The organism is Pseudomonas sp. HPB0071 (assembly GCF_000478505.2).
Taxonomy (GTDB): Bacteria; Pseudomonadota; Gammaproteobacteria; order Pseudomonadales; family Pseudomonadaceae; genus Chryseomonas; species Chryseomonas luteola.
The window spans coordinates 1,265,088-1,286,923 of the sequence record NZ_KI517367.1 but is presented as its reverse complement, the minus strand read 5'-3'; the positions used below and the strand labels follow the sequence as shown (position 1 = coordinate 1,286,923).

Here is a 21,836-nt window from a genome sequence, read left to right as displayed (position 1 = left end):
TCAGTCCTGTTATGCTTAGTCATAAACAGACCCCAAAGGCTTAGAACCAGAGGGTCAGCTTACTCCAGGTATATTTTGTCTACACCCTCTTAGAGCTGCTAACAAAACCTCATAAATGAGCGTAGGCGGCAGGGCAAGGGTAAGAGATTTCAGTGAGTATCACGCTTGTGCTTGCCTATATCAGCCAACCAGAAATGGGTTTTGTTAGCGGCTCTTAATAGTTATCCCTGAATATCTAATCAAATTATTATTTCGATTTTATAAATTGATATATTGGATTGATTTTAGTAGAGGCTTCGGTTGTTACCTAAAGCTTAATACAGCTGGTATCTCAAAGAGAAAGTGCAGGCAGGTAACATGCTCTAGAGCGCAAACGGGACAGCTGCATTACGCTTGAGACATGGCTGATCGGTGTTTATCAAGCAATTATAGACGCAGGGGCGTTTCTAATTTGCGAGCCCCGAAAAGTGTAGTCGTTAGGTGTAGCGAATAGGCGGTGTAGTCGTTTAAGTCCTCTTGCTAATTAATCGCTACACCAAGGGCATACGCTTTTGATGTAGCTGCTGGGGTACACCCTAATGACTACGCAAAAAAAGCTATCACCAGCTAGTTTCGTATCAGCTTGACATGCACATAGCTGACAAGATCATCGTCAGGTTTATGATAGATACTTATCGTTCTTGCGCTTTGTGTAAACAGCAATCCAGGAAAAGTTGGTTCTATGCCTGGTAGTTGAAATGACCTAATTGTTTTAGCCGGCTCACCAAGAAGCGCCTTGGCATCAGCTAATGTTGTAAGAGTAGATAGCTCTTCTTTCAGCTCGTCCTGAGCGGGAAAAAATTTGCCAACCGATTGGTAGTACACTCGGTAGCCAGTAACAACATCAACATCTTGGGCATGAAAGAAAATTCCTGCCTCAGGAACATTTATAAACTCGTCACTCTCGATTTTTGAATATTCAACTAGCGCGGCGGATTTTCTAAGTTCTAGTAATACTTCCATGATGGGCCGTGACAACTGTGCGCTTGGTTTCATTCAGAAGGTGGCTCCATGGTTTCTTATATTCTCAAAAGTAGTAGTAATCTAAGACTGGCCTTGATTTTGAGGTGTGCGATTACTAATCACGTGTAGTCGCTGGGGTATACGCTAATAACTACTCAGAGACTTGCGCTCAAGGTAGAGCGGACCTTAACTCTAATACCATTGGCTGACTCATGAGAACAGAATCTTTGCGCAGAGGCTCTAGATCTCCATCCAACAGGAAGCCAAACGCCTTATATAAATGCATTGCTGGTGTATCGGCTGCCGTAACACCTAAGCGGACACGGAGCGCTCTACATCTCTTTGCCCAGGCTAGGAGTTCATCGAGCAGAGCGCGGCCTGCACCTAGCCCTCGTGATTTAGGATTTACCCACATTTGAAAGATGTCAGCGGTATTCGCTGATAGCTTTCCCCAAGCCAGACCGCAAACCTCATTTCCATCCAGCGCAAACAAAGCATGGTCATTGTTGGAGGAAAAAGCCGCAATGATTCGGGCTTTCCAACTCTCATCTGCTCTTAGAGCTTCTTCTTCATAGGTGCTTGCGAAAGCATCGGGAGAGTCGCGAAGTGCATATAGTCGCGTATCCCGATAAAGCTGCCACTCGCTAGGTTTTATTGGCCGTACAGATATCACATTATGTGCCATTTTGATTAACACCATTAAATAGCTGCTTACGACCCAACGTGACTAGAAGGCTACCGTTACATTAACTAACCAGAACAGCTTATAGAACAAGGTGTAGTCGTTGGGGTATATCCCATCGACTACACGAATGCAGCTACCATTAACGTCCTCCGTTATAGCCCTGATGCTAAACGGTGACTTGATAACTCAACCCGAGCTCATCGCCAGGCTTGCCTCTTATCCCCCAGTTATGCTTTGGGGTTTCAAACAAGGTAATTTCGATATCCTGAGGAGTGATGCCTGTTGCTGACATGATTTTTTTATACAAGAGATGGATTAGCTGCTTTTTTGCGCTCACCGAGCGCCCTTCAAACATACTTATTTCGAGAATGATGTAGCGCTCCGACCGATCGGCAGGGTAAAGAAAATCCAGCTCATCCAGTAAGATATAACGATGAAAGCGCTTCTCTAGCGGGTACTGTAAAGCCTCGACTATAGAAGCGTGGATGGCCTCTGATAATTCAGACCTGATAGCTTCAAGGTTACGTCTCAATCCGTAGATCTTTACTTGTGCCATGGGCGTGCTCTCCTTGTTGGAGCGCCGCCATGTCGGAAGTAGATTACAGCACAGCACCAGCCAGAACATGGCGGCGCTGTCGGTTAAGAAAATACGTGACGGGCCGCTCTTAGATAGAGCGGCGCCAATGCATGCTGCTTGAAAACAAAGTATTAATCATGAGGGCATAGTTACAGCTTGGAGGACCGTATTCAACCCTCTCGTAACTGATCACACTGGAGCTTCACCTATTAGCTGATAGGTAGTCTTGTAGTCGCAGGGGCATGCCCTAATGACTACAAAGAAGTAGCCCTCACTAGAGAGGTAAAAGGCCTAACCTGAAGCAAGGCTCTTAACCTTTCCTTAAGCTGGGCCAGGCCTTCAACATTTTCCTGGTAAGGCAGGTAAAGTGTCACGATGGTGATGCGGTAACATCTGTGATCCTATGGAGAGCTCCATGACGCTGCATGTCTGGTTTGTCTTTTGTGTTGCTTACCTGGTAACAACGCTTTCTCCCGGGCCCAACGTCCTTTTGGTCATTCGCAATACCTTGCGCTATGGCGCACGGGGAACGCTGGCGACCCTGGCAGGTAACCTGACGGCGCAGCTATTCGTGATCATTCTTGTGGCGCTTGGCATAGGCGCTCTGGTGGCAGCCATGCCGATGGCGTTTCTGGCGATGAAGCTGATCGGAGCGGCTTATCTGATCTATCTTGGTTTTGTGCAGCTGCTCAAACGTCAGCCTGGATCGTCTACGGTCACACCAGCTATTGCGCTCAGTGTCTCGTCGTCCAAGGTTTTTGGTGAAGCGCTGCTGGTATCAATCAGCAATCCGAAAACGCTTATCTTCTTTTCAGCTTTCTTGCCGCAGTTCATCGAGCCGGGACGATCATTGGTTGTACAGTTCACCACGATGTACCTGACCATCGCCTTGATTGTCGTGACGGTACACTGTGTGTATTGCTTCAGTGTGTCCAGGCTCAGCAGGCGGCTCTCCGCGAGCCGTTGGGTCACGGCGATCAAGCGGGCCAGCGGCGCGTTATTCGTAGGGCTGGGCGTAAAGCTGTTGATGGCCCGGCAGGCCTAAGAGGAGGTTTGCACCATGACTGCCACACTAAGCGCACCGATTCCCAGTGATTACGAGGCACTGGTTGCCTGGGTGCCTACGGCTGACGCCTGCGCGCGCTGGGCAGGGCCCCAGCTCAGGTATCCGTTCACTGCCGTTGAGTTGCCGGAACTGCTGGAGGTGCCCGGCAAGAGCTTTTCATTGGTAGAGGGCGTCAACCGGCCGCTTGCCTTTGGGCAATACCGAACCGTCTCGCCCGATACTGTCCACTTGTGCCGCATCATCGTCTCGCCTGACTGGCGGGGCCACGGCTATGGCAAGCAGTTGTGCGAGCAACTGATTCGGCAGGCTGTGGCGGACACAGGCGCTTCCATGGTTACGTTGCGCGTCTACCGGGACAATGCCGTGGCACAGTCTCTGTACCACAAGCTCGGCTTCAAGCCAGTGGAGCTGCGCTCGGATGTGGATGTCATCGGCATGCGATTGATCCTGGCCGAGCAAACCGGTTAGCAGCCGAGCGGCTCATTCTTTAAAAGCCAGATCAACCGGTCTACCGTCCACTGGAAATCAGGGCCTGAAGGGTGCGAAAGCAGCGCATCAGGGCGTAAGCTCATGCGCCGTCCTGTCCGTAGGGGCGGAAGACGCAGCAGAGGCCGCGCGCCGTTTGAGGCGCATGACCAGTGCATACAGGAGCGGGACGAAAAACAGGGTCAGCAGCGTGGCCGAGAGCATGCCGCCGAAAACGCTGGTGCCAATGGCGTGCTGGCTGGCCGATCCCGGGCCCTGGGAAAACATGAGGGGCAGCACGCCGAACATGAAGGCTAGGGACGTCATGACGATAGGGCGCAGGCGCATCCGGGCGGCGTCCAGAATGGCCTGACGCAAGGGAGTGCCCTCATGCTGGAGTTCGCGGGCCACCTCGATGATGAGGATGGCGTTCTTGGCAGTGAGGCCCATGATGGTGATGAGGCCGACCTTGAAGTACAGGTCGTCCGGCAGTCCGCGCAGCGTAGTGGCCATGACCGCACCGATGATGCCCAGCGGAATCGCCAGGATGACCGCAAAAGGCACTGACCAGCTCTCGTAGAGCGCCGCCAGGCACAGGAAGATTACAAGAATGGACAGACCGAACAGCAGAGGTGTCTGATCCCCGGACAACCGCTCCTGATAGGACTGGCCGGCCCATTCGTAGCCGACGCCGGTGGGTAGCTCGCCCACCAGGCGTGCCATGGTATCCATCGCCTGGGTGGTGCTGTAGCCCGCCGCCGGTGTGGCGTTGATGGAGAGCGACGGGAAGCCGTTGAAATGCTCGATAGCCATCGTGCCCACTGTCCATCTAAGCGTCACGAAGGTGCTTAGCGGCACCATCTCGCCGTCAGCATTGCGAACCCGGGCCTGGAGCAGGCTGTCAGGCTGTTGCCGGTCCTTGCCCTCCGCCTGGATGACGATTCGGCGGACCTGATTGTCATGGATGAAATCCCCCACATAGAGTGAGCCGTAGAGGGTGGCCATGGTCGAATTAATCTCATCCACCGAGACGCCCATGCTCTGGGCTTTCAAGCGATCAATGGAAACCTTGAGCTGCGGCGTGTCGTCCTGCCCTGAGTAGGTGGCGGTAGCGAATACAGGATTCTGCCGTGCCAGTGTCAGGAGCTTGTCCTTGGCGGCCAGCAAGGCTTCGTGCCCAAGCCCTGCGCGATCCTGAAGACGCATGTCGATACCGGCGGTGCGTCCCATGGAGGGCAGCGGCGGGGTATTCAAGGCCTGGATAGTGACGTTGGGGATCGACGCGACGCCATTGGCAAAGTGCTCGTTCAGTCGTGCGATGATGGCATCGACGTGCTGATCGGGCGCCTTGCGTTCGGACCAATCCTTGAGCGTAGGCCAGATCATGGCAGCGTTCTCGCCGCCGCCAAAATAACTGAAGCCCTGCAGGGTGAAGAGCTGGCCGACTGAAGGATCGCTGCGCAGATAGGCCTGCACTTCCTTTACGACCTGATGCGTCATTTCCTGGGTCGAGCCGGTGGGAAGCAGCACGACGGTGGCAAAACTGCCCTTGTCTTCGTTCGGCACAAAGGAGCCGGGCAGGCGGCTGAACAGAAGCGCCAGCACGGCCAGCAGAACGAGATACAGCAGCACGAAGCGCACCGGGCGATTCAGGACACCGCTCAGGCTGCGTTGATAGCCTGTCGATAGGGAAGCCGCCCAGCGGCCCACTCTGCCCAGGCTGAGCGTATCGGTCGCTGCCGGTTTGAGTAGCGTTGCGCACAGGGCGGGCGTCAGCGTGAGCGCCAGAAATGCCGAGAAGGCCATCGGCACGGCCAGCGCCACGGAGAACTGCCGGTAGATCGAGCCAGTAGCGCCCTCGAAAAAGGCCATCGGGATGAACACGGCAGTCAGTACCAGCGTAATTGCCACAATGGCGCCGCTGATCTGCTGCATGGCCTTGAGCGTTGCCTCGCGGGGAGCCAGTCCTTCCTCCCGCATGATGCGTTCGACGTTTTCCACCACCACGATGGCATCATCCACCAGAATCCCGATAGCCAGGACCATGCCGAACAGGGTCAGCACGTTGATGGAGAAACCCAGTGCCAACATGGTGCCACAGGTGCCGGCCAGGGCTATCGGTACCACGATGGAAGGGATCAGCGTGGCGCGCAGGTTTTGCAGAAACACCAGCATGACCAGAAAGACCAGCACCATCGCCTCGATCAGCGTATAGGCCACCTTCACGATGGACATATGTACGTAGGTCGTGGTGTCGAACGCCGTCTGGTAGTGCATGCCCGGTGGGAACTGCTGGGACAGCTCCGCCAGCGTGGCTTTTACAGCCTGTGCCGTACTGAGGGCGTTGGCGCCGGGAGCAAGCTTGATGGAAATAGCGCCGCAAGGCCTGCCGTTCACGTAGGAGGGGTAGGTGTAATAATTGCCGCCCAGCTCGACACGAGCCACATCCTGAATGCGCAGGGCCGAGCCGTCCGGGTTGACCCGCAGCGGAACCGCGCCAAAGGACTGCGGTGTATTGAGGATTTCCTCAACCGTCAGCGGGGCCGTGAGTGTGGTATTGGCGGGCACCGGAGGCGTGCCAATGGAGCCGAGAGTAATGCGCTCGTTGTAGTGGTTGATGGCGCTGACCATATCTGAAGTGGTCACGCCCATGGCGGTGAGCTTGTGAACGTCCGGCCAGATCCGCATGGCGTATTCGGGGCTATAGACCTCCACCTTGCCCACGCCGGGCACACGCAAGAGGGCAGGGCGCACCACGGTAGTGGCGTAGTCGCCCATCTGGATATGCGTGATGTTCGGGTTGTCTGCCAGGAGTGTGACGAACAGTAGGTCGTTGTCACCGCTCTTGTCCACTTCGATTCCCTGGCGCCGCACGCTTTCCGGCAGACGCTCCTCGACGCGCTTGATGCGGTTCTGCACTTCAATGGAAGCGATCTGCGGATTGGTGCCCGGCTCGAAGGACAGGCCGATTTCCACCTCGCCCGTGGCGGTACTGTCGGAGGCGAAGTACAGCAGTCCCTCAATACCACTCAGCTCGCGCTCGATAACGGAGGTAACGGTACGTTCGATGACTTCGGCCGAGGCGCCCGGGTAGTAGGCCTGTATGCCTACCCTCGGAGGCGAGACGTTAGGGTATTGCTCCACCGCCAGACGCAGCGCCGTCAGGCCGCCGCCCAGAAAGATCATGATGGCGACGACCCAGGCGAACACTGGGCGCGCAATGAAAAACGAGGACATGGTCTACGCTTACTCTTTTGAGGCGACCGGCTGGGTCGTCAGGGTGGCTTGCTTGGGCTCTACGGCCTGACCGTCCTTCAGGGCGCTGCCACTGAGGATGACCCGCTCGCCAGCTTTCAGACCGTCGGTGACGCGCCATTGACTGCCTTCGAGCGTATCGGCGGAAATCGGGCGGCTGTGGGCGTGGTTGGTCTCGTCGACAACCATGGTATAGGCGCCTTCACGGGTGCGTGTCAGGGCCTGCTGGGGAATAAGAACGGCCTGCGTCTGGCCGGGCTGCTGCAGCTCGACCTGCACATACATTCCGGGCAGCAACAGGTGGTCCGGGTTGTCGAAGATGGCGCGCATGGCTACGGCGTCGGTCTTCTCATCCACTGCCCAATCGGAGAAGAGCAGGGTGCCGTTCAAAGGGTAGGTCGAGCCATTGCTCAGTCGCAGGCGCAGGATGGGCTTCTCGCGCTTGTCGGCCTGCTGAAGGCTCTGCCGGAGCGCCAGGGAATCAGCCATGGGCTGGGCAAAATTCACATAAATCGGGTCGATCTGTTCGACTGTAGTTAGCTTGGTGCCTTCATCCTGACCGACCAGTGCACCCTCCGTGACCTCGGCCCGACGTGCGCGGCCGGCAATCGGCGAGGTCACGTTGGCATAGGCGAGCTTCAGGCGGGCGCTTTGTACCTTGGCTTCGGCTGCCTTCTGGGTAGCCCGTGCCTGCTTCTCTGTAAAGAAATCCTTGCGGTACTGCTGGGCGCTAATGGACTCATCGGCCATCAGCTGCCTGGAGCGTTTGGCAATGTCTTCAGCGGCATCGGCAGCCGCCCGTGCCTGGGCCAGCTCGGCTTCTGCCGCAGCCAACTCGGCCTTGAGCGGAGCCGGGTCGATACGAAACAGCAACGTACCGGCTTTGACCTCCTGGCCCTCCTGGTAGGTGCGAGCCTCCACGATACCTTCCACGCGGGCACGGACTTCCGCCGTACGATAGGCCTCCATCCGGCCGGTGAGACGCGTGGTCAGCGGCTCCGTCGAGGGCGTAACCGTTGCGATGTCCACCTTCGGGACAGCTGGCGTTTGCGTTTCGGCTGTCTTTTCGGTGGGTTCACAACCTTGGAGCAACACGGCCAGTGCCAGCAGCGCGCCCTTTACCACATCCTTCATGCTCTCACCCGGGCCATGCAATAGACATCCACGTAGGCACCGTCACGATAGGCATAGGCGATCTGAGTGCCCTCGTGAACAAAGCCGAATTTTTCATACAGGGCGATAGCCGGCGCGTTATCCGTGTATACCGTCAGCTCAACACGCTTGAGGTTCATCCAGTTGTCGGCGGCGTCAATCAGCGCCGCCATCAGCTGGGTTCCCACGCCTTTACCAGTGTGGTCATCCCCAACCGCAATGACCAGCTCCGCCACATGAATCCGCCGGCCTTTCATACGGTTGAGCGTTGCAAAGCCCAACACGTTGCCTTGCTGTTCGGCCAGTACCCGAACGTCTTCAGCGGGGTATTGCTTGATCCAGTCGCTCATGCTCTGAGTGGGTCGGTAGGGTAGGCGCAGCGTACCCCGGCGCGTGCCCGGCTGGTTCAGAATCGATGCCAAAGCTTCGGCATCGCTCTCGCGGATAGCGCGTAGGGTAATGGTCATGAGTCCTCCTTGATTCAGGCCCGTTGTCGGTCAACGATCTCGACTGAGCGTTCCAATGGTGCGACCGACGCCGCCAGTAATTCCTGAGTATACGGGTGTTGTGGCGCCTGAAAGATCCGGCAGGCCTCGCCGTGTTCCACGACCTTGCCATCCTTGATGACAATCAGATCATGGGCCAATGCCCGAACCACGGCCAGATCATGGCTGATGAACAGATACGTTAGCCCATGAATCGCTTGCAGGTTACGCAACAGGTCGACAACCTGCTTTTGAACGGTACGATCCAGAGCCGACGTGGGCTCGTCGAGCAATATCAGCTCGGGTTGCAGCACAAGCGCCCTCGCGATGGCGATACGCTGGCGTTGGCCGCCCGAAAACTCATGAGGATAGCGGTGCCGTGTTTCAGGATCGAGACCTACTTCCTGTAAGACCCGAATGATCGCCGATTCCCGCTCTTTGGGTGTGCCGATCTCGTGGATATCCAAACCCTCACGGATGATCTGCTCGACGGACATCCGTGGGCTCAGGCTGCCGAACGGGTCCTGAAACACAACCTGCATGTGGCGACGAAGCGGACGCATCTGCCTGGCGTTAAAGGTTTCGATCGCCTGCCCCTGAAAGCGGATGGCGCCCTGGGCCTGCACCAGTCGCAGGATCGCCTGGCCCAAGGTGGACTTGCCTGAGCCGGACTCGCCCACGATGCCCAGGGTGCGGCCTTTCTTTAGCTCGAAGCTCACACCATCCACCGCCTTGACATAGTGGCGCTGGCGGCTGAACAACGGTTTGGGCAGCGGAAACCAGACGCGTAGATCCTGCGCCTGTATCAGCGAGGCATCGCTGGTTGTTGCTACCGGCCCGCCGTCGGGTTCGGCTTCGATCAGCATGCGGGTATAGGTATGCTGAGGCGCGGAAAAAAGGGCCTGACAGCTGTTCTGCTCAACTACCACGCCGTTACGCATCACACAGACACGCTGGGCAATGCGCCGGACCAAATTCAGGTCATGGCTGATAAGCAGCAACGACATGCCAAGGCGCGCCTGGAGGTCCTTCAGGAGTTCGAGGATCTTCTGCTGCACGGTCACGTCCAGGGCTGTGGTGGGCTCGTCGGCGATCAGTAATTCCGGCTCGTTGGCCAGCGCCATGGCGATCATCACCCGCTGGCGCTGGCCACCCGAGAGCTGATGCGGGTAGGCCTTGAGCCGCTTGAGCGGTTCGCGTATGCCGACCAGTTCCAATAATTCGATCACTCGTGCACGCGCGTGCTTGCCGCCCAAGCCCTTGTGCAGCGCCAATACTTCGCTGATCTGCCGTTCCACAGTATGCAGCGGGTTGAGGGATGTCATGGGTTCCTGAAAGATCATGGCGATACGGTTGCCGCGCAGGGTGCGCAGACGCTTTTCGTCTGCGGTCACGAGATTTTCGCCGTTGTAGCAGATGCCGCCGGAGGTTGTGGTAATAGACGCAGGCAGCAGGCGCAGGATCGAGTGAGCCGTGACGGATTTGCCCGAGCCGGATTCGCCCACCAGCGCCAGACATTCGCCACGGCGAATATCCAGGTCGATACCGTGTACGACTTCCTGGCCGGAAAAAGCCACTCTCAGATCGCGGATTTCAATCAGACTCTCGGTCATCACACAGCCCTCGGGTCGAATGCATCACGGAAGGCTTCGCCAATAAAAACCAGCAGGCTCAAGATCAAGGCGAGGGCAAAAAAAGCGGTCATCGCCAGCCAGGGTGCTTGCAGGTTCTGCTTGCCTTCGTTGGCCAGCTCCCCTAGCGACGCGGTGCCGATCGGCAGGCCAAAGCCCAGGAAGTCCAGAGCGGTCAGCGTTGTAATGGCACCGGTAATGATGAAGGGAACATAGGTGAGCGTGGAGGTCATCGCGTTGGGCAGGATGTGCCGCCACATGACCTTGCGATCAGACAGCCCCAGCGCCCGTGCCGCTTTGACGTACTCCAGACTGCGCCCGCGCAGGAACTCGGCCCGAACCACGTCTACCAGCGCCAGCCAGGAAAAGATCGCCATGATGCCTAACAACCACCAGAAGTTGGGCTCCACAAAGCCGGACAGGATGATCAGCAGATACAGGACCGGCAGGCCTGACCAGATTTCGATAAAGCGCTGCCCTAGCAGATCGACCCAGCCGCCGTAATACCCTTGCAGAGCGCCAGCGGTAACTCCAATCACCGCGCTGATGGCTGTAAGTGCCAAGGCAAACAGGATGGAAATACGTGCCCCAAAGATCACACGTGCCAGGACATTGCGCGCCTGTTCATCTGTGCCTAGCCAATTCGCCTGGCTGGGCGGGCTGGGAGAGGGAACAGAAAGATCATAGTTCACCGTGTTGTCGCTAAAGGGTATAGGCGGAAAGACCATCCAGCCGCCCTGGTCCTCTATCAGTTTCTGTACGTACTCACTGCGATAGTCCGGCTGGAAGGGCAGCTGGCCGCCAAGTTCGGTTTCGGTATAGCGCTTGAATATCGGGAAATACAGCGAGCCGTGGTAGCCCACTACCAGAGGTTTGTCGTTGGCGATCAGCTCGCCACACAGGCAAGTCACCAGCAACCCGCAAAAGATCCACAGTGACCACCAGCCGCGACGGTTGGCCCTGAAGCGGGCAAAGCGGCGTTGGCTCAAGGGTGACAGTGTCAGCATCAGGCGTTCCTCGCCGAAAAGTCGATGCGTGGATCGACCAGGGTGTAGGAGATGTCCCCGGCCAGTTTGATCAGCAGGCCAAACAGCGTGAAGATGAACAGCGAGCCGAATACCAGCGGATAGTCACGGTAGAGCGCCGCCTCGTAGCTCATGCGACCCAGTCCGTCGAGCGAAAAGATCACTTCAATCAGTAGGGAGCCGGCAAAGAACACCTCGATCAGTGCCTGGGGAATACCGGCAATGACCAGCAGCATGGCATTGCGAAATACATGCTTGTACAGCACGCCGCGCTCAGTAAGCCCTTTAGCCCGCGCCGTGACAACATATTGGCGGCTGATTTCATTCAGAAAGCTGTTCTTGGTCAAAATGGTCAGGGTAGCGAACCCGCCAATGACCAAGGCCGAAACAGGCAGTACCAGATGCCAGAAATAGTCCACTACCTTGCCCGCGAGGCTGAGCTGGTCAAAGTTCTCCGAGGTAAGCCCTACGGCGGGAAACAGACTGAAATAACTCCCACCGGCAAACACCACGATCAGGAACATGGCGAACAGAAAGGCCGGCAAGGCATAACCCACGATGATGGCGGTGCTGGTCCAGATATCGAATGCGCTGCCATGACGGATCGCCTTGCGTATCCCGAGCGGAATCGAGATCAGGTAAGTGATCAGTGTGGCCCAGAAGCCGAGTGAAAGGGATACCGGCAGCTTTTCCAGAATCAGGTCCGTTACCTTGGCACCACGGAAAAAGCTGTTACCAAAATCCAGGTGCGCGTAGTTCTTGAGCATCAGCCAAAGGCGCTCAAGCGGTGGCTTGTCGAAGCCGTACTGCCGCTCGATTTCCTTGATCAGCTCAGGGTCCAAGCCTCTGCTACCCCGCGAGCCGGATGAGGCTCCGGCCGCCCCATCATGGCTGCCTCCTGCGATACCGCCCTGGTTGCCCATGCCTTGCAGGCGAGCAATGGCCTGATCCACCGGGCCGCCAGGGGCCGCCTGGATAATGACAAAGTTGACGATCAGGATGACCAGAAGCGTAGGAGTAATGAACAACAGGCGTCTAAGGATATAGGCTGCCATCAGGGTTTCTCCTGTAGCCGTGCGGCCATCTGCTCGTGGGTGAGCGGGGTTGGGCTGACTTCCCACCAGGTATCGAGCCCCTCTTCATAGGCGGGCGCGATACGAGGCCGGCCGAAACGGTTGCGAAACACGCTGGGCTCGCCGTCCGAGTAATAATGCGGAATCATGTAATAACCCCATTGCAGAACCCGATCGAGCGCGCGGGCGTAATGCACCATCTCATCCCGGCTTCTGGCATTGGCCACGCCTTCGATAAGCCGATCGACGACTGGATTCTTCAGGTTCATGGCGTTGGAGCTACCCACCCGGTTGGCACTGTCGGAGCCGTAATAATCAAAGAGTTCTAGCCCTGGCGATGCGCTGGGATCGCCATCCTTGGGAAAGCCGGTCACGATCATGTCGTAGTCGCGGCTATTGATGCGGTTGATGTATTGCGCTGTGTCCACATTGCGAATATTCAGCCCGATGCCTATCTGGGCCAGCGTCCGCTTGAAGGGCAGCACCATCCGCTCAAGACCGGATTGCCCATTGAGAAAGGTAAAGATCAGGGGATCGCCGTTGGCGTTGACGAGCTGATCGCCTTGCGGATGCCAGCCGGCCTCCTCAAGCAGGCGCAGGGCTTCGAGCTGCTTGTCCCGAATAAAGCCCGAGCCATCGGTTTTGGGCACCTGGAACACCTGGGTGAATACCTCATCCGGGATCTGGCCCCGGAAAGGTTCAAGAATACTCAGCTCCTGTGCGTCCGGCAGCTCTGTGGCGGCGATTTCGGTCTTGGGAAAGTAGCTCTGCTGGCGCTTGTAAAAGCTGCGCATGAGCTGCTTGTTGGTCCACTCAAAATCCCAGAGCATGGCAATGGCCTGGCGGACGCGGCGATCCTGAAAGAAGGGATTGTCCAGGTTGAAGACAAAGCCTTGAGCACGGACGGGCTTTCCTGTCGCCAGGATGTCTCGCTGCAAGCGCCCATCGCGCAGGGCGGGGCTGTCGTAGCGGATGGTATAGCCTGTGGCGGAGTACTCGCGGTTGTAGTCGTACGCGCCGGCCAGCAGGAGCTCGCGGGCGACATCGGTGTCGGCAAAGAAGTCGACGGTGAGCATGTCGAAATTGTACAGGCCTCGCGTCACCGGCAGATCCTTTGCCCACCAGTCCTTGACGCGCTCGAATGCGACGGTACGGCCCGGATCGACGTGCGAGACCTTGTAAGGTCCGCTCCCCAGCGGCGGCTCAAAGCCGTTACCGTTGGCAAAGTCCCGGTCTTTCCACCAGTGCGCTGGCAGGATGTGCATGGACGCTAGATCCAGCGCCAGACTGCGGTTTTCGTTCGTCTTGAAGGTAAAAAGGATCTGCCGGTCGCTTTCAATGGTGACGTCTTTTACGTCACCATACAGCTGCCGAAAGCTCAGGCTCGCCTTGGTCATCAAGGTCTCGAAAGTGAAGCGAACATCCTCAGCCAGAACGGGCATACCGTCATGAAAGCGTGCCTTGGGGTTGAGAAAGAAGCGTACCCAACGGTTCTCCGGGTCGCGCTCCATCTGTTCGGCAATCAGGCCATACACCGTATAGGGCTCGTCCAGCGAGCGATAGGCCAGCGGCTCGTAGACCCAGGCATTGATCTGGTCGACGCCAGTGCCCTTGTCTAGATAGGGCAGCAGGAAGTTGAAACGGTCGATCGATTTGGCTGAGCGTCTGAGCGAGCCTCCTTTGGGCGCGTCGGGATTCACATAGTCGAAATGCTTAAAGCCCTCAGGGTACTTGGGCGGGTCGCCATAGACTGTCATGTAACTGTGGGGCGTAGCCAATAACGCCGATGAAACGAGGCAGGAAACAAGCAGTACCATCAAGCGGCTGTACGTGTGGATCGACCCTGTTGAAAACACCGCTTCACTCCTTATGAACGACACGCGTTGACGCTCGGTCCAGGCAATCAACCTTAATTGATAGGGGATACTGGCAAGGGCCTGCACGAGTGGTTATACCGTCCTGTCCTGAAGCATACCTGTCTCCAGCCAAGGCGGCTGGAGACAGACAAAGAGGTTAGAAGTGATAGGTCGCACGGGTGAACAGCGTGCGGCCAAGTGGGTCGGTGTAGCGGGGGTCGTAGCCGCTCTGGAAGGTGTATGCCTGGTTCGAGAAGGGCGGGTCGCGATCGAACAGATTCTTCACGCCTACGTCGATGTCCAGAGATTTGCTCCAGGTGTAACCGGCTGAGAGATCCCATACAGAGTAGGACGACACTCGGTTATGGGTTTCCGGATCGTAATCGCGGTAGCCCGTCTGGAAGCGGTTGGTTAAAGAGGCACGGTACGGACCCTTGCTCCAACTGCCGGTCAGAGAGTGTTTCCAGCGAGAAATAACACCGATACCCTGGAAGTCACCTACGTTGTCAAAGTAAGCACCGTTGATGGTTTCCTGATAGTCATATCGATCAACGTAAGTACCCTGCATGGATAAGCCAAAGTTGCCGTAGGCGGTTGCAGGGAATCGGTAATCCAGTGTTACGTCTATGCCGCTAGTCTTGACCTTACCCAAGTTAGCCAAACCAGTTTGGATATACTGAAGCGAGCCATCCGGATTGCGAATGTAGCGATCAGCATAGCTATCTGGGTTGTCAAATACAGAGGACTCTGGAAATTCGGCGATCTGATCGGAAATCTTGATCCAATAAAAGTCCAAGCCTACTGATAAATTACGGACTGGCTGGTAAACAAAGCCCAACGTCACGTTACGCGCTTTCTCTGGCGAGAGATCTTCGTTGCCGCCAGTACGGTTGCGGAACTGCTGGCTACAATCGCGACCAGGGTTGGCACCGGCAATAGGCGTACCACCCGGACAGAGGCGTGGATCATCATAAAAGCCAGATGTGAAGGTCGTGTAGTTAGGGTTATACAGCTCGTATAGTGAAGGTGCACGGAAGCCTTCGCTATAGGCACCACGAACAACCAGTTCACGAATCGGTTGGAAGCGGAAGCTGTATTTCGGATTGGTTGTGCTACCTACATCGCTGTATTTATCGTGACGAATAGCTGCGCCTAGTTCTAGTGATTCCAGAACGGGAACGTTAATCTCGGCATACTGAGCCTTGACGTTACGATCACCTGAAACGCTGGAGTCAGGGTCAACCCCCAGGCTGTCAACCAAACCTGCAAATGGCTCGACGTCGCTATGGAATTCTTCTTTACGGAATTCACCTCCAAGTGCTAGACCTACAGGGCCTGCTCCGAACCAATCACCGATTTCACGACTGATGCGTCCATCAATCGCTTTTACGCGACCTACGGCCGTCTGGTAGTCGCCATGTACGCCAGCGTTATTAATGAAGTTAATCCCCTCCTGAGTTTGCTCTCCAAAAGGGTTAAGGATGCCATTAGCTATGCCTTCGGTAACCAAATCATCATTTAGATAGCCGCCACGTAGGCTGCTGATAACCTTATTTTCATTGTAGGAGGTACCAATGTTGTAATCCCAGCCTCCGACGTTACCGTCAAATGTCAGCTGCAGACGTTGGCTGGTGTTCTGATCCTTTTGGATACGCGCACCGGCTGCCGACTCTCGCCAGTTCACATCAACAGGCTGAGTCGGGTCGAGAGCAAAGCCAGGAGTCAGCGGCGTGATGCCATTGCCAGGATAAAAGGCTGTACCCGGATTCACTGAGATATCAGTGAGCGGTGCAGGCGCAATAGTGGTGGTATTGTCATTGCGAGCCCAGAAGTAATCCACGCTGGCAGTTTGATCTTCCGCCCACTTAGTAGAAGCCTTACCGAAGAAAGATGTTTTTTCAGTCTCTGGAACGGCATCGATGTAGTTTCGTGTGCTGAATCGGCAAGTTCCAGTACCAGGGTTGATCTGGTTTGGCCCATTGCAACCGGCAGTAGCCAAGGGGTTAGTGTAGTTGCCGTTCTGACCATAGTTAGCCGGATAGGTCGTACCAGAGGTACTACTCAATCCACGTCCAGGCTCGTAGTCCTTGGTAAAGGAGCGATCCGCCGCTGAAAGATTATTCTGCTTGTCGTAGTTGAAAACACCAAAGACATTAAAATTATCATTGTCCAGGTCACCAAAACCCCAACTACCGTCAAAGGACCGGCTTTCACCTCCGCCAGAGTGAGTAGGGCTATCAAAGCTGGCGCTAACCTGTCCTTCGGTAATACTTTTTTTGGTAATAAAGTTGATTACGCCACCGATGGCATCGGTACCGTACAATGCAGAGGCGCCGTCACGCAGAATTTCCACGCGGTCAATAGCAGCAAAGGGAATAGTATTCAGGTCAACGGCCGATGCATCGATGGCGTTGTTGGCCAGACGTCGTCCGTTAAGCAGAATCAGCGTCTTGTTGGAGCCAATGCCACGCAAGTCGGCAAATGAGGCTCCCCCTGTGCTAGAGCCTACCGATTGGCTAGAGCTCTGGGTAGACTGACTGGCAACGATGCGTGTTAGCAGCTCTTCAGTCGTGTTAACGCCTTCTTTCCTCAATTGCTCCGAGCGTAGGATTGTCACAGGGACAGCGGTTTCTGCATCTACGCGACGTACCGCTGTACCGGTGACTTCCACTCTTTCGAGTTGCGTTGTTCCTGCCGCAGCGGTAGGTGCTACGGCTGGAGCAGCAACAGCAGCTGCGGTCGAATCAGGCGCTTCCTCTTCCGTCGCCTGCTGCGCATGGACCAACGGTGCTACGCCAAGGGCCAGGCACAACGGTATGAATCGATACCGATGCACGGCCGCGGCGAGCGGAGTGGGAGCAAACGGTTTGGCTATATCTCTCATCATCACTCTTTCATCCCCAAAGGTGAGGCGTTGTTTATGTGGCTTTATGGGCCGCCTGCGCGCCGGTGGGTTGTGCCTTCCCGGGCGATTTCTCTTTTTTGAAGCAGCCGTTCCCCAACCCGCTTACGCAAGCGCAAGCGGGACGGCTGTACAGCGGGGGATCTAGCGGGAGGTCATGACCGCGATGCGGGTGATTCCCGAACGTTCAATGGACGCCATGGCCTTGGCGACCTGTCCATAATTCACGCCTTCATCGGCTTGCAGCCGGACGCGCACTTCCGGGTCCTTGGCTTTCACATCCTTGAGGCTGGTCTCCAGGAGTTCGGGTTGCAGCTCGGACTTGTCCAGATAGAACTTGCCGTCCTTGTCTACACTGACGATCACCGGGTCCTTCTGCTCGGCCGGAGCGACGGCGTCGGTCTTGGGCAGGTTGACCTTGATGGCATTGGTCATCAGCGGCGCCGTCACGATGAACACCACGAGCAGTACCAGCATCACATCCACCAGGGGCGTGACGTTCATCTCGCTCAGTACTTCATCGCTGTCTTGGGTTGAAAAGGACATTAGCTAGCCTCCCTCATGTCAGCGGCGGTGTGGGATATCGGCTGGCGGGTCACCACAAAGGCGCTGCGCTGGGCCAGGCTGTCAAAGTCGTGGGCGAAGTCTTCCATCAGGGCGGCGGCCAGCTTCAGGCGGCGCAGGAAAAAGTTGTAGACCAGTACCGCAGGAACCGCGACGGCAATCCCCACACCGGTCGCGATCAGGGCATGACCGATAGGGCCTGCCACGGTTTCAAGGCTGGCGGAGCCGGAAGCGCCGATGCTTTGCAGGGCTTCCATGATGCCCCATACGGTGCCGAACAAGCCGATGAAGGGCGAGGTACTGCCGATACTGGCCAGAATCGCCAGGCCACTTTCCAGCGCACGCCGCTCCTTCTGGATCTGCTGGCGCAGGTTACGTTCCAGGCGATCCGATCGGTTGATGGTCTGGGCCAGCTGCTGGGTATTCTTGGGGGACTCGGTGGTGACCAGTGCGGCAAACCCGCTGTTGGCGATACGAGCCAGCGCGCCGGGGTATTGCGAGGAGTGCTCGGCGGCGGTGAGCAGATCCGGCGCCGCCCAGAAGGCTTTCTGGAAGCGCTTGTTCTCGCCTTTCTGCTTGGTGAGCTGGATACCCTTGATGAGCAGGATCGCCCAGGTCACTACGGAAAACAGAATCAGCGCCCAAAGTACGCCGGGAACAATCAAGGAAGTCAGTGAGCTGTTCATATCGTTACCCTCGTAAATCGTCTTGTCGGTACAAGCGGCCGTTGGTTATTGAGGCAGCTTGAAATCAATGGTCTGTGTGGCGAAGCCTTCGATAGGCGTGTCGCCGCGCTTGGCCGGTATGAATTTCCAGCCGCGTACCGCTTCTACCGCTGCATCATCCAGCTGCTTCTTGCCGCTAGACCTGGTCACATCCACGCTACCAGCACGCCCATTGGGCAGGACGCGGATGCGCAGGGTGACGCTGCCTTCCCAGCCCCGGCGCAATGCCAGCGAGGGGTATTCAGGCGGCGGATTACCCAGACTGGCGAGGCCTGACACCGCAGCGGTTTCCTTGACCGGCGCCGGTGGGGCGGGCGGGGCAGGCGGCGCTTTGGGAGCCGGTGGCGCAGGGGTTGGCTGCGGCGGCGCGGGTGGCGCAGGCGGTGTAGGCTTTTGCACGGGCTTAGGCTTGGGCTTGGGTTTTTCAACCGGCTTGGGCTTTGGCTTCTCGGGCTTGGGCGGTGGCTTGACGGCATTCTCGTCCACCGGTGGCGGCGCAGGCTCCTCGACCTTGGGCGGCTCGGGTTCCGGCGGCGGTGGAGGTGGTGGCGGAGGAGGGGGCGGCTCCGGCGCAGGCGGCGTAGGGCTGGAAAATTCCACGACCATTTCGGGGATCTTGGGTGGTGTTTCCAGTTGTTCAGCCGGCGCGTTATTGATGTACCACCAGATACCGCCATGAAGCAGAAGAGATAACCCTGCCAATAGCGATAAGTCTCGACGCGATACACTACGTAACGAAGAACGGTTCGGTTTGAACGGTATATCTAATACCTGAGTTTGGCTCGCCTTATTGGTATGAAGCCCTCCGGCTTCAACTTTAGTAACAGCATTACCCATCAAACGTCCTCTGCATTAAATCGACAACACGAAGCCATCGAGCCAATAAAGGCCCGCTCCAAGTAACAGCGCGTCGTAATTAGTTAGGACGTTGCTTACGTTGTAGTATTGGCTGCATCAGTCGAACAGGGCTTTTGGCCCTTAGTTACCAAAAGTGCGTTCAGCACATTGAGGCAATCCGATAAGTACGGCGTTGTTGTTTTCATCTTAATTCCCAGCGGGTTGGTGAGAATCATCAACGTCTTTTACTGAGCAATGCATGTGCCAATGTAACGGAAATGTATCAAATTTCTGAATGGCTGCTGAATGGTCGCAAAATTGGAACATTTATACGGTCAAGCGACTTTTTGGTGTCAACTCAGATACATTTTTTGTTGTGTAACTGCACTGTTTGTGTGCGGTTATCTCTTTTTTAGAGCAGGAAGGGTGAGACTAAACTGAAGCTATTTAATAACTTATTAAATATTTTATAAATTAATGATAAGTGTCCTCGATGTGACTGGTTGGTCATTAAGTTTTGTTCATCAAATTGTGAGTATGCCGCATCGTTTGATAACTAATTAAAATAAGTAGTGATGAGGTTATAAACGAACCGCGCCTTGGCTAAGGCACGGTTAAGCGGAAGGGAAGCTTGCAGGACGTATTACTTTACCGAGGCGACTTCATCCTCGGTCGCTGTGATTTCCACACCAAAGCTACCATTTGCCTGATGGGCCCAAAGCCTGGCGTAGGCACCTTTCCTGGCCAGGAGCTCATGGTGGCTGCCGTCTTCGATAATTCGCCCCTTATCCATCACCAGGATTCGATCCAAGTGGGCAATGGTGGATAGACGATGTGCAACGACCAGAACGGTCTTATTACCCATGATTTCATCAAGGCTGTTTTGAATAAGGCGCTCCGTCTCCGAATCAAGACTGGATGTCGCTTCATCCATAATGAGAATCGGAGCGTTTTTTATAAGTACCCGGGCAATGGCGATACGTTGCCGTTGCCCGCCGGAGAGTTTAACGCCACGCTCACCTACCAATGCTTCATAACCCTGCTCCATGTGTTTAATGAAATCATGGGCATGTGCACGGCGTGCCGCTATTTCAATATCATCCTGTTTGGCTTTTTCTTTTCCATATCCGATGTTTTCACTCAACGTGCGATGAAATAAACCAGGCTCCTGGGGAATGAGACCTACTTGTCGGTAAAGCGACTCATATGTCATGTCGCGTATTTCAATGCCGTCAATTCGGATATTGCCCTCTTGCGGTTCATATAGGCGAAGTAACAAGTTTAATAATGTGGACTTTCCTGAGCCGGAATACCCTACTATTCCCACGCGTTGTCCGGCCGGTATTTTGAGTGAGAAGTTTTGGAGTATGGGGTGGGTGGCCGAATATCCAAACGTCACATTTTCAAGCTCAATATCGCCGCGCTCGATTTTTATGTCCTGTGCCGTTTCTCGGTCCGGGTATTCATGGGGTTTTATTAAGGTATCAACACTGTTCTGAATATTGCCGCTCGACTCAAAAAAGTGCAGGAACTGATAACTCAGGTATTTGGCGTTGGCCACGATCAATAAGCCAAGGCTGGCGACCATGACGAACTGAGCGACATCGATTCGCTTTATGTGCCAAAGATACAAAGCCAGAATGATCAGGCCCAGCCGCAGAACTAAAGCCATGGCATCCTGAAACCAGCGTACCCGTTCCATGAAGAAGAACGAGCGACGGGCCGCCTGCTTTTCCCGGGACAGATAACGGTCCAGGTACTGCCGCTCATACTGGTTTCTGGCAAAAAGCCGAACGCTGCTCAGGTTGGTGACAGCATCGACTACTTTGCCGGAGGTGGTGCTGCGTGCTTCCGCATGGGCATGGGCAAACACTTGGGCACGTCTGGCCATCTGATAGGACGCCGTGACATAGATGAGCATCCAGGCCAAAAGGCTCAGGCTCAACCAGACGGACGCTGTAGCCAGCAACAATAGCGAGCCGATGAGTGTCACCGCAATCGGCATAAGCTCCACCACGGCCATATAGTTGATTTCGAGCAGTCCCACGCTGGCTTCACTGATGCGCTGGGACAGACTACCAGCAAACCGTTCGCTGAAATAGCGGTGGGAGTGCTGTTGCAGATAGGCGAAAAGATCGCCGGTGACCCGGCGTTTCTGCATCGGCCGCACAATGATCATGCAGATACTCATGGTGCGTGAGAACAGCATTTCACCTAATGCCAATCCGGCCAGCAGCAGAAGGTAGGGCAGGCAGGCCTCCAGTACATCGGTGCTGCTCCAAAGTCCCTGGCTGACAGCGCCGGTGATTTCACCGATGGCATAGGGAATCAGTGTGGTACAGGCCGCTGCACAGAGTTGCAGCAGAACGATGGCTATATTCCAGCCAGGATACAGCCGGTTGTAATGCCAGATAAACGCCCGCGGCGTGCCGGGTGGAATCGTCAGGGGTTCAGCGGGATCGTCAGACATCGGATAGTCCTGGCTAAGTCGAAAGATCAGCAACAATCACAGCGAAAACGGCCCGGTTACCTGCTA

General features: G+C 55.9%; 17 protein-coding genes. 2 read left to right on the top strand and 15 right to left on the bottom strand.

Features of this window, described 5'->3' with window-relative positions:
• Nucleotides 1-606: 606 nt before the first annotated feature.
• The 3 genes from HMPREF1487_RS06300 to HMPREF1487_RS06290 form a co-directional block, all read right to left on the bottom strand.
• Nucleotides 607-1,035: a hypothetical protein gene (locus HMPREF1487_RS06300; protein ID WP_010795780.1), complete on the bottom strand. Its 429-nt coding sequence runs from the start codon at nucleotides 1,033-1,035 to the stop codon at nucleotides 607-609.
• A 136-nt stretch (nucleotides 1,036-1,171) separates the two neighbouring features.
• Nucleotides 1,172-1,687, bottom strand: coding sequence for a GNAT family N-acetyltransferase (locus HMPREF1487_RS06295; RefSeq protein WP_219854950.1), 516 nt, complete (start codon nucleotides 1,685-1,687; stop codon nucleotides 1,172-1,174).
• A 166-nt stretch (nucleotides 1,688-1,853) separates the two neighbouring features.
• On the bottom strand, nucleotides 1,854-2,243 hold the full coding sequence (locus tag HMPREF1487_RS06290; protein WP_010795778.1) for a tautomerase family protein: 390 nt from the start codon (nucleotides 2,241-2,243) through the stop codon (nucleotides 1,854-1,856).
• A 436-nt stretch (nucleotides 2,244-2,679) separates the two neighbouring features.
• Between HMPREF1487_RS06290 and HMPREF1487_RS06285 the strand changes: the two genes are divergently transcribed.
• Entirely contained in the window at nucleotides 2,680-3,309 is a 630-nt protein-coding gene (locus HMPREF1487_RS06285; protein WP_010795777.1) for a LysE family translocator, read from the top strand.
• A 15-nt stretch (nucleotides 3,310-3,324) separates the two neighbouring features.
• Entirely contained in the window at nucleotides 3,325-3,798 is a 474-nt protein-coding gene (locus HMPREF1487_RS06280) for a GNAT family N-acetyltransferase (protein ID WP_010795776.1), read from the top strand.
• A gap of 87 nt (nucleotides 3,799-3,885) precedes the next feature.
• Here HMPREF1487_RS06280 and HMPREF1487_RS06275 read toward each other — a convergent pair whose 3' ends face one another.
• The 12 genes from HMPREF1487_RS06275 to HMPREF1487_RS06220 all read right to left on the bottom strand — a co-directional run bounded on the left by HMPREF1487_RS06275 (nucleotide 3,886) and on the right by HMPREF1487_RS06220 (nucleotide 21,770).
• Nucleotides 3,886-7,032, bottom strand: coding sequence for a multidrug efflux RND transporter permease subunit (locus HMPREF1487_RS06275; protein WP_010795774.1), 3,147 nt, complete (start codon nucleotides 7,030-7,032; stop codon nucleotides 3,886-3,888).
• 9 nt (nucleotides 7,033-7,041) lie between these two features.
• Complete coding sequence (locus HMPREF1487_RS06270) at nucleotides 7,042-8,184, bottom strand: efflux RND transporter periplasmic adaptor subunit (protein ID WP_010795773.1); 1,143 nt, start codon at nucleotides 8,182-8,184, stop codon at nucleotides 7,042-7,044.
• Nucleotides 8,181-8,669 (bottom strand): GNAT family N-acetyltransferase, encoded by a 489-nt coding sequence (locus tag HMPREF1487_RS06265; protein ID WP_010795772.1) that lies wholly within the window; start codon nucleotides 8,667-8,669, stop codon nucleotides 8,181-8,183. Before HMPREF1487_RS06265 ends, HMPREF1487_RS06270 begins: the two co-directional genes overlap by 4 nt.
• Before the next feature lie 14 nt (nucleotides 8,670-8,683).
• On the bottom strand, nucleotides 8,684-10,300 hold the full coding sequence (locus tag HMPREF1487_RS06260; protein ID WP_010795771.1) for an ABC transporter ATP-binding protein: 1,617 nt from the start codon (nucleotides 10,298-10,300) through the stop codon (nucleotides 8,684-8,686).
• Entirely contained in the window at nucleotides 10,300-11,325 is a 1,026-nt protein-coding gene (locus HMPREF1487_RS06255; protein WP_010795770.1) for an ABC transporter permease, read from the bottom strand. The genes HMPREF1487_RS06260 and HMPREF1487_RS06255 overlap by 1 nt, the downstream gene beginning before the upstream one ends.
• A complete protein-coding gene (locus HMPREF1487_RS06250) occupies nucleotides 11,325-12,398 on the bottom strand; it encodes a microcin C ABC transporter permease YejB (RefSeq protein WP_010795769.1) in 1,074 nt (357 codons plus the stop codon). Before HMPREF1487_RS06250 ends, HMPREF1487_RS06255 begins: the two co-directional genes overlap by 1 nt.
• Complete coding sequence (locus tag HMPREF1487_RS06245; protein ID WP_037030499.1) at nucleotides 12,398-14,233, bottom strand: extracellular solute-binding protein; 1,836 nt, start codon at nucleotides 14,231-14,233, stop codon at nucleotides 12,398-12,400. The genes HMPREF1487_RS06250 and HMPREF1487_RS06245 overlap by 1 nt, the downstream gene beginning before the upstream one ends.
• 196 nt (nucleotides 14,234-14,429) lie before the next feature.
• On the bottom strand, nucleotides 14,430-17,159 hold the full coding sequence (locus HMPREF1487_RS06240) for a TonB-dependent receptor (protein WP_010795767.1): 2,730 nt from the start codon (nucleotides 17,157-17,159) through the stop codon (nucleotides 14,430-14,432).
• 159 nt (nucleotides 17,160-17,318) lie between these two features.
• Entirely contained in the window at nucleotides 17,319-17,720 is a 402-nt protein-coding gene (locus HMPREF1487_RS06235; RefSeq protein WP_010795766.1) for an ExbD/TolR family protein, read from the bottom strand.
• Nucleotides 17,720-18,424 carry a MotA/TolQ/ExbB proton channel family protein gene (locus HMPREF1487_RS06230; protein WP_010795765.1) on the bottom strand — a complete coding sequence of 235 codons (705 nt, stop codon included), beginning with the start codon at nucleotides 18,422-18,424 and terminating at the stop codon, nucleotides 17,720-17,722. Before HMPREF1487_RS06230 ends, HMPREF1487_RS06235 begins: the two co-directional genes overlap by 1 nt.
• A 45-nt stretch (nucleotides 18,425-18,469) precedes the next feature.
• Complete coding sequence (locus HMPREF1487_RS06225) at nucleotides 18,470-19,300, bottom strand: energy transducer TonB (protein ID WP_010795764.1); 831 nt, start codon at nucleotides 19,298-19,300, stop codon at nucleotides 18,470-18,472.
• A 643-nt stretch (nucleotides 19,301-19,943) separates the two neighbouring features.
• Complete coding sequence (locus tag HMPREF1487_RS06220; protein WP_010795763.1) at nucleotides 19,944-21,770, bottom strand: ABC transporter ATP-binding protein; 1,827 nt, start codon at nucleotides 21,768-21,770, stop codon at nucleotides 19,944-19,946.
• Nucleotides 21,771-21,836: the final 66 nt, after the last annotated feature.

Excerpts from the sequence above, each read along its gene's own strand:
- HMPREF1487_RS06300 (WP_010795780.1), bottom strand. The coding sequence starts at position 1,035 with ATGAAACCAAGCGCACAGTTGTCACGGCCCATCATGGAAGTATTACTA.
- HMPREF1487_RS06295 (WP_219854950.1), bottom strand. The coding sequence starts at position 1,687 with ATGGCACATAATGTGATATCTGTACGGCCAATAAAACCTAGCGAGTGG.
- HMPREF1487_RS06290 (WP_010795778.1), bottom strand. The coding sequence starts at position 2,243 with ATGGCACAAGTAAAGATCTACGGATTGAGACGTAACCTTGAAGCTATC.
- HMPREF1487_RS06285 (WP_010795777.1), top strand. The coding sequence starts at position 2,680 with ATGACGCTGCATGTCTGGTTTGTCTTTTGTGTTGCTTACCTGGTAACA.
- HMPREF1487_RS06280 (WP_010795776.1), top strand. The coding sequence starts at position 3,325 with ATGACTGCCACACTAAGCGCACCGATTCCCAGTGATTACGAGGCACTG.
- HMPREF1487_RS06275 (WP_010795774.1), bottom strand. The coding sequence starts at position 7,032 with ATGTCCTCGTTTTTCATTGCGCGCCCAGTGTTCGCCTGGGTCGTCGCC.
- HMPREF1487_RS06270 (WP_010795773.1), bottom strand. The coding sequence starts at position 8,184 with ATGAAGGATGTGGTAAAGGGCGCGCTGCTGGCACTGGCCGTGTTGCTC.
- HMPREF1487_RS06265 (WP_010795772.1), bottom strand. The coding sequence starts at position 8,669 with ATGACCATTACCCTACGCGCTATCCGCGAGAGCGATGCCGAAGCTTTG.
- HMPREF1487_RS06260 (WP_010795771.1), bottom strand. The coding sequence starts at position 10,300 with ATGACCGAGAGTCTGATTGAAATCCGCGATCTGAGAGTGGCTTTTTCC.
- HMPREF1487_RS06255 (WP_010795770.1), bottom strand. The coding sequence starts at position 11,325 with ATGCTGACACTGTCACCCTTGAGCCAACGCCGCTTTGCCCGCTTCAGG.
- HMPREF1487_RS06250 (WP_010795769.1), bottom strand. The coding sequence starts at position 12,398 with ATGGCAGCCTATATCCTTAGACGCCTGTTGTTCATTACTCCTACGCTT.
- HMPREF1487_RS06245 (WP_037030499.1), bottom strand. The coding sequence starts at position 14,233 with ATGGTACTGCTTGTTTCCTGCCTCGTTTCATCGGCGTTATTGGCTACG.
- HMPREF1487_RS06240 (WP_010795767.1), bottom strand. The coding sequence starts at position 17,159 with ATGATGAGAGATATAGCCAAACCGTTTGCTCCCACTCCGCTCGCCGCG.
- HMPREF1487_RS06235 (WP_010795766.1), bottom strand. The coding sequence starts at position 17,720 with ATGTCCTTTTCAACCCAAGACAGCGATGAAGTACTGAGCGAGATGAAC.
- HMPREF1487_RS06230 (WP_010795765.1), bottom strand. The coding sequence starts at position 18,424 with ATGAACAGCTCACTGACTTCCTTGATTGTTCCCGGCGTACTTTGGGCG.
- HMPREF1487_RS06225 (WP_010795764.1), bottom strand. The coding sequence starts at position 19,300 with ATGGGTAATGCTGTTACTAAAGTTGAAGCCGGAGGGCTTCATACCAAT.
- HMPREF1487_RS06220 (WP_010795763.1), bottom strand. The coding sequence starts at position 21,770 with ATGTCTGACGATCCCGCTGAACCCCTGACGATTCCACCCGGCACGCCG.